At 56.5% G+C, this 7,712-nt stretch carries 7 protein-coding genes and 1 pseudogene; 6 read left to right on the top strand and 2 right to left on the bottom strand.

All coding sequences use genetic code 11. The features are described from left to right. The 4 genes from ACWI8T_RS07015 to map all read left to right on the top strand — a co-directional run. Positions 1-178 (top strand): KOW motif-containing protein (locus tag ACWI8T_RS07015; RefSeq protein WP_449138429.1); only part of this gene is annotated, 178 nt, incomplete at its 5' end. 102 nt (positions 179-280) lie between these two features. Further along, positions 281-775 (top strand): 50S ribosomal protein L11, encoded by a 495-nt coding sequence (rplK, locus tag ACWI8T_RS07010; RefSeq protein ID WP_114614918.1) that lies wholly within the window; start codon positions 281-283, stop codon positions 773-775. Positions 776-893: 118 nt separating this feature from the next. Next, positions 894-1,604, top strand: coding sequence for a 50S ribosomal protein L1 (rplA, locus tag ACWI8T_RS07005; RefSeq protein ID WP_123218710.1), 711 nt, complete (start codon positions 894-896; stop codon positions 1,602-1,604). Between the two features lie 117 nt (positions 1,605-1,721). After that, on the top strand, positions 1,722-2,513 hold the full coding sequence (gene map / locus ACWI8T_RS07000) for a type I methionyl aminopeptidase (protein WP_449138428.1): 792 nt from the start codon (positions 1,722-1,724) through the stop codon (positions 2,511-2,513). Positions 2,514-2,839: 326 nt separating this feature from the next. Here map and murJ read toward each other — a convergent pair whose 3' ends face one another. After that, positions 2,840-4,498, bottom strand: coding sequence for a murein biosynthesis integral membrane protein MurJ (murJ, locus tag ACWI8T_RS06995; protein WP_449138427.1), 1,659 nt, complete (start codon positions 4,496-4,498; stop codon positions 2,840-2,842). 97 nt (positions 4,499-4,595) lie between these two features. Here murJ and ACWI8T_RS06990 point away from each other — a divergent pair, with 97 nt between their 5' ends. Then, complete coding sequence (locus ACWI8T_RS06990) at positions 4,596-5,459, top strand: NAD(+)/NADH kinase (protein WP_114614922.1); 864 nt, start codon at positions 4,596-4,598, stop codon at positions 5,457-5,459. A 266-nt stretch (positions 5,460-5,725) separates the two neighbouring features. Here the strand turns inward: ACWI8T_RS06990 and ACWI8T_RS06985 are convergent, their stop codons facing one another. Beyond that, positions 5,726-7,207, bottom strand: a complete 1,482-nt coding sequence (locus ACWI8T_RS06985; RefSeq protein WP_449138426.1) for a DUF1846 domain-containing protein — start codon at positions 7,205-7,207, stop codon at positions 5,726-5,728. Positions 7,208-7,468: 261 nt separating this feature from the next. Here ACWI8T_RS06985 and ACWI8T_RS06980 point away from each other — a divergent pair. Beyond that, positions 7,469-7,712 (top strand): annotated as a pseudogene (locus ACWI8T_RS06980) (CTP synthase); the annotation flags it as partial.

The raw sequence follows: 7,712 nt of genomic DNA, 5'->3' as shown, positions 1-7,712 counted from the left end.
CGTGTCGTCTTCTCTGGAAGTTGGGCAGGTTGTCAAAGTTACGAGCGGTCCTTTTGCCGAGTTTGATGGCACGATTTCTGAAGTCATGCCTGAGGCTGGCAAAGTCAAGGTCATGGTATCCATGTTCGGCCGCGAAACTCCTGTCGAGCTTACGTTCGACCAGGTTGCGACCATCTAATTTTGGCTATTCCCAGCCGCTGTGAGCCTGGGTGGACAGGGCTTCTCTTGCAGTGGCTGTGTATGGGAAATAACAAAACGGCAAGGTAAGGAAACAACGACAATGGCTGAGAAGAAAGTTACCGGCTTCGTTAAGCTGCAAATTCCGGCTGGCGCTGCTAACCCGGCTCCTCCGGTCGGCCCCGCTCTGGGTGCTCAGGGTGTCAACATCATGCAGTTCTGCCAGGCGTTTAACGCCGCTACGCAGGAGCAGTCCGGCACCATCATCCCTGTTGAAATCACCATCTATGAGGACAAAACCTTCACCTTCGTGTGCAAGACTCCTCCGGCGGCTGTTCTCATCAAGGAAAAGCTCGGTATTAAGAGCGGCTCTGGCATTCCGCAGCTGAAGACCGTGGGCACGCTGTCCCTCGATCAGCTCCGCGAAATCGCCGAGATCAAGATGCCCGACCTCAACGCTAACGATATTGAGGCCGCCATGGAGATCGTTGCTGGCACCGCCCGTTCCATGGGCGTTCGCATCGAGGGCCGCGAGATGAAGAAGGTTTATGTGCCTTCCAAGAAGCTCGCTGCTGCGCTCGCTGGCCGCGAAGAGTAATCTTCGCATCGCGTTTATTTGAACGCACTGTAAGTGGAAGGGTCTCATGACCCGCCATCACCACGTAAGTGGAAGGGTTTGAAGAAAACCCGCCATTACCACGAAAGGATAGAAAGACATGTCTCTTTCCAAGAATCGCAAAGCTGCCCTCGCTAAGGTCGAGAAGGACAAGCTTTACGCTCCCGTCGAGGCCATGAACCTCGTCAAGGAATGCTCTTCTGCGAAGTTCGACGAGACCGTCGAAGTTCACTTCCGTCTCGGCATTGACACTCGTCAGGCCGACCAGCAGCTGCGCGGCATGGTTTCCCTGCCGAACGGCTCTGGCAAAACTGTCCGCGTTGCCGTCTTCGCTGAGGGCGCGCAGGCTGACGCCGCCCGTGAGGCTGGCGCCGATATCGTTGGCTCCGATGACCTCGTGGCCGACATCCAGGCTGGCAACATTAACTTCGATGCTGCTGTGGCTACCCCGAACCTCATGGGCAAGGTTGGCCGCCTGGGCAAAATTCTTGGTCCCCGTGGCTTGATGCCGAACCCCAAGCTCGGCACCGTGACCATGGACGTTGCCAAGGCCATTTCTGAGCTTAAGGGCGGCAAGGTCGAGTACCGTGCTGACCGCTACGGCATTGCTCACGTCATCATTGGCAAGGCGAGCTTCACCGCTGAGCAGCTGTCCCAGAACTATGGCACCGTGTACGACGAGATTGTTCGCATGAAGCCGTCTTCGGCCAAGGGCAAGTACATCAAGTCGATTACGGTTTCTTCCACCATGGGCGTTGGCATTTCTGTCGACCCTGCCGTTTCTCGCAACTTCGATCAGGCTGCTGAGTAGCCTTCATTGAATTGCAACCGTCGTATCCACCATGCGATGGTTTACAGCCCGCTCTTCGGAGCGGGCTTTTCTTTTGTGGTAGCATGGCGTGCGTTATGCGTTGAAAGAAGGCTTTTCATGAGGCTGAACATCATTAAGAAATCACCTGCAGAAATTGAGGCGATGAAGGAGGCGGGACGGCTTTCCGCCTATGTGCTCCGCAAAGTGGGCGAGGCGGCAAAGCCAGGCGTGTCGACGCTCGAGCTCGATGAATTGGCTGAAACGCTCATTCGTGCTGAAGGCGGAATCCCGGTCTTCAAGGGCTATGGCGGCTTTCCTGGTTCCATTTGCGCCTCGGTGAATGATCAAATCGTGCACGGCATTCCCTCGTCTAAGGCAGTTCTTCGCGAAGGAGATATTCTTTCGATTGATACGGGCGCCACAGTTGATGGCTGGGTTGGAGATAATGCCTGGACGTACCCCATCGGTAAAGTATCGAGTGATGTTGCCATGCTGCTCGAGACTACTGAGAAATGCATGTGGGCGGGTCTCTCGGCTGCGCGTGCTGGCAATCATCTCGGTGACATTGGCCATGCCGTTCAGAGCATCGCCGAGGCGCAAGGATATGGCGTTGTTCGCGATTATGTGGGCCATGGCATTGGTCGTCATATGCACGAAGACCCCAATGTGCCTAATTATGGGCGCCCTCATAGCGGCATAGAACTTGAGGTTGGCATGGTGCTGGCAATTGAGCCCATGATTAACATGGGGACTCGTAAAACGCGCGTGGGCCGTGATGGCTGGCTCGTGACGACGCGCGACCATAAGCCAAGCGCCCATTTTGAAAAAACGGTCGCCATTACCGAAGATGGCCCGCTGGTTCTCACGACCGAGCCCGGCTTTACGCGACCCGTTTCAAAAACCTGTTAAATGCTCGTAGCGTTAAACAGGTTTACTCGCGATAAAGCCCGGCGGCATTGTGATGCTGCCGGGCTTTTGCCGGTAATTACCCTTTGCAACCTGCGGCTCGGCCTATTGGACGCTCTGCGCATTGAGCACGCGAGCTTTGAGCGCGGCATTTTTTGAGCTGTCGTCTCTTTGCCGTGATTTCCTTATGCGATCTAATGGCCCAACCTGCTAAATGCTACGAGCATTTAGCAGGTCTTAGCATTTGAGGGATTCGACCTGTTAAACGCTACGAGCATTTAGCAGGTCGGGGAAGTGTTCTCGTCTTGCGAGTCGGATCGATGTGGCTCTTATCGATGAAGTTTGCTTGCGATTTTGTTCGCGATGTTTGCCACGAAGCTCGCTTCTTCAAGGTGAAGTTTCAATGCGATGCCGAAGGTTACGACAAGCGCCGTGAGGCCGCCTGCGACGATGCTGATGAGGGCATTGATGATAGAGCCGTTCATGGGCGCCACTACCATGCAGCCCTGCATCACAAGCCAGCCCGCGAAGGCGCCTGCGGCGCCGAGGACGAACGAGCGAACGGCCGATGCGACCATGCCGCCCAAGCCAAACGCGCCAAGTCGATGGCGCAGATATGCGAAGCATGCCACATCGAGCACGATGTAGAAGACCGTTTCACTCAAAGCAACGGCGACGATGCCGAGGTTGAGAGCGCCTGCGGCCGGCGTTGAAAATACCATGATGAATGCAATCTGCAAAACGGACGCGCACAGCATAAGGCCCGAATAGGGCTTCATTGCGCGCAGCGCGGAAAACGCCTTTTGCAAATAGGTATTCACCGCATAGAACGGCAGCGAAATCGAAAGCACAATGAGGTAGCTTGCGATTTGCCAGATGTTTTCTTGCGTGAATGCGCCGATGTGATAGAGCGTGACCAGGGGTTCTGCAAACACAATGAGATAGAGCATGAACGGCAGCATGAAAAACAGGATCTGTTTGCTGCCCGAGACTACGCCGCGCTTGAAGGAGTCGGTGTCGCCCTTTGCAATCATGTGCGAGATTTCAGTGAACATGGTTGTGGTGATGGGCACCGTGAGGAAGGCGTAGGGGAGGGTGAACCACAGGCGCGCGTACGCAATAATGGAGGGGCCGTTGTCGAGGCAGCCGTAGGCGGCTGAATTCTGAACGGAAACGATCACGAGGCCGGCAGTCATAACCACGACGGCGGGTACGCCGATCGAAAGCGTTTCCTTGAGGGCGGGGTCATGCAGGTCGACATGCGGGCGCAATTTGATGCCGTTTCGGCGCAGCGCCGGCAATTGAATGGCCATTTGCATGAACACGCCAAGCGGGTTGCCGATTGCGATGATGAGTTTAGCGAGTTCGGGATTGCTCGGAGCTACAAAGGCGTATGCGACGAAGGTCGCGGTTACGATGATGTTGTTGAAGATAGGCGCAGCCGACGACCATAGGTAATCGCGCGAAGCGTTGAGCAGGCCGCTTACGATGGTCGAAATGCCATAGAACACAATTTGCATCGCGAAGAACCGGAAGAAGAAGATGGCGTCGCCCATCGTAGATTGGTCGTTCATGAAACTTTGGGTGTAAATGAGCGCCGGCGCGAAAATGGTGCAGAGCAGCGCGACGAAACCAAGCAGAATGAACGTGAGCGAGAGCAGATTCGATGCGTATTCGTTGCCGCCCTTAACGCCGAGTCTATCTTTCACCGAGACGTAGACGGGCAGAAACGCGGTTACCAGCATGCCGCCCACAACGAGCTCGTAGAGCATATTGGGAAGGTTATTCGCCACCTGATAGGAGCTAGCGAGCATGGTGGACCCCAAGGCGAAGGCCATCGCCCAGGTGCGCATAAAGCCGGTGATACGCGAGATAATGACGAAGAATGAAATGAGCGCGGCGGACGATCCGACGTTTGCGACGTCGGAGGCAGCGCCTTCTGCGTCTTCGTTGGGTTCGTTCGTTATGGAATTGTTCGTAGTAGTCATGTTGCCCTTAATGTTTGGGTATACTAATGCGGTTAAAGTCGATTGCAAATCAACCGCAATCATAGCGCGAGCGGTACAAATCGTGAAACGAGGCACCATGAACATCCTGATTATCCGCAACAACTCCAACGCCGAGGCCATCGACGCGTCGATGATGCTTGCGACGTATTTGGAGTCGCAGGGAATTGGGCACACCGAACTCGATTCCATGCCGCTTTCCATCGAGTCGGTCATCGATATGTGCGACGACATCGATGTGAAGTCGTTCGACATGGTGGTTTCTCTTGGCGGCGACGGAACCATGCTTCGCGCCGCCCGTCTTGTGGGCAAGCATCGTGTGCCTATTTTGGGCATCAATTTCGGCCACTTGGGCTTCCTCGTGAATTCCTCCAAAGATGGCGTGATTCCCATTGTCGCGGCTGCGCTTGCGGGCGATGTGGTGCGCGAGGAGCGCTCGAGCCTGCATATTGAGCTGTGGAGCGGCGAGACTCAGGTCGCTAGTCGTTTTGCGCTGAATGAGTTCTCGGTCACGCGCGGCGAGTTGGGCCGTATCATCGATTTCGGCATCAACATCGCCGGCACGCATGTGGTCGACATGCGCGGTGACGGCCTGGTCGTTTCGTCGGCAACGGGCTCTACCGCCTATGCGCTTTCCGCGGGCGGCCCGCTGTGCTCGCCCGAGTTCCGCGGCTTGGTCGTTGTGCCTTTGGCTCCGCATACGCTGCTTTCGCGTTCGGTCATTACCGGCCCGAGCGACATTGTGGAAATCGACCTCTCGAAGAACCCTGAAAGCCGCGAGGCGAGCTACTTCGTCGATGGCGAAATCGTGATTCTCGACGAGCCCATCGATCGCGTGCTGGTGCGCAAGAGCAACAATCCCACCATTCTGTTGCGCTATAAGAGCGATGGCTTCTATGCCGAAGCGTCGAGGGTATTCTTCCGCGACGATCGCAAGCAGTAAAACAAAATGCCCGCAGCAATGCGGGCATTTTTTATGGCTCAATACGGTTTCGAGCGGACAGTGCTTGTTTGGGCGCGAGCGTAAGGGAAGGCGAGCCTTCACAAAAAGCCCGGCCTCGGCTTTCGCCGAGCCGGGCGGCGCCCGCTCGGGCGCGAAGGTTTGGGAAATAAAGTGCCACTGGCAGAAAGGCCCGGCCTCGGCTAATGCCGAGCCGGGCGGCGCCCGCTCGGGCGCGAAGGTTTGGGAAATAAAGTGCCACTGGCACTTTATTTATGGAAGAAGCGGCGCTTTTCGTATTTCGGTTCGCAGCATACGTTGATGCCGAGCGTGCGGTAGAGCTTCTCGTCGGTTTCCGAAATGATCACGCTGAAGAATGCGTCGCATCCGCGTAGGTCGCCGGCGTGGTCGATGAGCTCTTTGGCCACGGGGTCGGTTGCGGAGCTCACGGAAAGCGCAAGCAGCGTTTCGTCGGAATGCAGGCGAGGGTTATTCGCGTGCAGGGTGTTCTTCTTCAGCTTGCAAATGGGTTCGATGACCTCGTCGGAAATGACGAAAAGGTCTTCATCGACGTCCGAAACGCCCTTTAAAGCATTCATAAGCAGGGAAGATGCCGCGCCAAGCAGGTTGGAGGTTTTGCCGGTGACCACGCGGCCGTCGGGCAGCACCATGGCGCCCGCGGGTGCTCCGGTCGCCTCTTCCTTCAGAAGCGCCGCTTTGCGCGCAGGCGAGAAGTTCGCGTCGACACCCACCTGGTTCATGAGCAGCTCAAGGCGTTGAACCTGATCGAGATGCGTGCCCGTGCGGCGCTGGTCAACGGCGGCGGCGAAATAGCGGCGCACGATTTCCATCTTCGCGGCATCGCGGCAGGCGTCGTCGTCGCAAATGGCGAGGCCGGCCATATTCACGCCCATGTCGGTGGGCGACTGGTAGGGGCTTTCACCCAAAATGCCTTCGAGCATGCTCTTCAGAACGGGGAAGATTTCGATGTCGCGGTTGTAGTTCACGGTTGTGGCGCCGTATGCCTCCAAATGGAACGGGTCGATTGCGTTTGCATCGTCCAAATCGACCGTGGCGGCCTCGTAGGCGACGTTCACGGGATGCTTCAGCGGCAGGTTCCAAATGGGGAACGTCTCGTATTTGGCATAGCCAGCCTCGATGCCGCGCTTGTGCTCATGATAGAGCTGCGAGAGAGCGGTGGCCATCTTGCCCGAGCCCGGGCCGGGTGCGGTTACCACGACGAGCGGGCGCGTGGTTTCCACGAATTCGTTTTTGCCGAAACCGTCATCGGAATTGATGCGCGCGATATCGTAGGGGTAGCCAGCGATAGGGTAGTGCAAATAGCTCTTCACGCCGAGCGACGAGAGCTTCTGGCGGAATGCCGCGGCGGAAGGCTGGTTCTCGTAGCGCGTGATAACGACGCCAGCCGTGGCGAAGCCCATGTTCGCGAAAATATCGAGCAGGCGCAGCACGTCTTCGTCGTAGGTGATGCCCAAGTCGCCGCGCATCTTGTTTTTCTCGATATCGTTGGCGTTGATCGCGACGATGATTTCCACATCGTCGGCGAACTGCTTGAGCATGCGAATTTTGCTGTCGGGCTGGAAGCCTGGCAAAACGCGGCTTGCGTGGTGGTCGTCGAAGAGCTTTCCGCCGAACTCGAGGTACAGCTTTCCGCCAAACTGGCCGATGCGCTCACGAATATGCTCCGCCTGCAGGGCGATATATTTGTCATTGTCGAAACCGATGCGCATAAAGCCTCCTGGTAATCTGGACGTGGCACGCGAAGCGCGCGTATGCATGAACGACTTATTTTAGCGCTCTGCGCAACGCATGTGGGCGACTGTGTTTCCGCTATGTAAAAACACCGCATTCCTTTGAAAACGGGCGTGGCTCTTGGGCGCTGCGCGCGTAAAATAGAAAAACGTTTGAGTGAGGCATGTGCTTGCGCGCAAGCGTATTTTGGGTGCGGCGCATGTTGCAAGAAGAAGGCACGACAAGCGCAAAGGAGCATCATGGCCAAGCACATTTTCGTGACGGGCGGCGTGGTTTCGTCGTTGGGCAAGGGTATTACGGCGGCATCGCTCGGGCATCTTTTGAAAGCCCGCGGATACCATGTGACCATGCAGAAAATCGACCCGTACCTCAACGTCGACCCGGGCACGATGAGCCCGTTTCAGCATGGCGAGGTGTTCGTAACCGACGATGGCCATGAAGGCGACCTTGACCTGGGCCATTACGAGCGCTTTATCGATGAAA

The organism is Slackia sp. (assembly GCF_977041755.1).
This window is presented reverse-complemented; position numbering and strand designations above follow the sequence as displayed.

Coding starts and splice junctions, on each gene's coding strand:
- ACWI8T_RS06985 (WP_449138426.1), bottom strand. CDS start 7,207: ATGCGCATCGGTTTCGACAATGACAAATATATCGCCCTGCAGGCGGAG.
- rplA (WP_123218710.1), top strand. CDS start 894: ATGTCTCTTTCCAAGAATCGCAAAGCTGCCCTCGCTAAGGTCGAGAAG.
- ACWI8T_RS06990 (WP_114614922.1), top strand. CDS start 4,596: ATGAACATCCTGATTATCCGCAACAACTCCAACGCCGAGGCCATCGAC.
- rplK (WP_114614918.1), top strand. CDS start 281: ATGGCTGAGAAGAAAGTTACCGGCTTCGTTAAGCTGCAAATTCCGGCT.
- map (WP_449138428.1), top strand. CDS start 1,722: ATGAGGCTGAACATCATTAAGAAATCACCTGCAGAAATTGAGGCGATG.
- murJ (WP_449138427.1), bottom strand. CDS start 4,498: ATGACTACTACGAACAATTCCATAACGAACGAACCCAACGAAGACGCA.